The sequence below is a fragment of the Psychrobacter sp. 1U2 genome, from assembly GCF_051847575.1.
On the sequence record NZ_JBPYDC010001612.1, the window covers coordinates 1 to 561 of the forward strand.

Annotated in this window: 1 protein-coding gene; it reads right to left on the minus strand. The window is 43.1% G+C overall.

What is annotated here, in order from left to right:
- The coding region (locus ACS8FD_RS23455) for an ATP-binding cassette domain-containing protein (protein WP_439277619.1) at positions 1 to 561 on the minus strand (561 nt) is incomplete at both ends.

The window sequence follows — 561 nt, forward strand, 5'->3', positions numbered from 1 at the left end:
CTGTATCAAATATTCTTGATAACCACCTACATACTCTTTAACCATACCTTTGCCATTTTCGTCTTGGTCAAATACCCAAGTAGAGGTGACCACGTTGTCCATAAACGAGCGATCATGGCTGATAAGGAGAATGGTACCGTTAAAACTGCTGACCGATTCTTCTAATAGCTCAAGGGTTGCCATATCTAGGTCGTTGGTTGGCTCATCAAGCACTAGGATATTGGCAGGTTTTAGCAGTTGTTTGGCCAGTAAGACACGATTACGCTCACCACCTGATAGAGCTTTAACCGGGGTACGTGCACGCTCAGGCGCAAATAAGAAATCTTGTAAATAACTCATGATGTGGGTTTTACGACCACCAACTTCGATAAAGTCTGAGCCTTCTGATACATTTTGAGCGACAGTTGCTTCAAGATCCAGCTGATCTCGTAGTTGATCAAAAAAAGCGATTTGCAAATTTGTCCCAAGCTCAACGCTACCAGTCTTGGTTACCTCATCATCAGACATGTCGAGTAGGGCTTTAATAAGTGTGGTTTTGCCTGCACCATTTGGACCTATAAT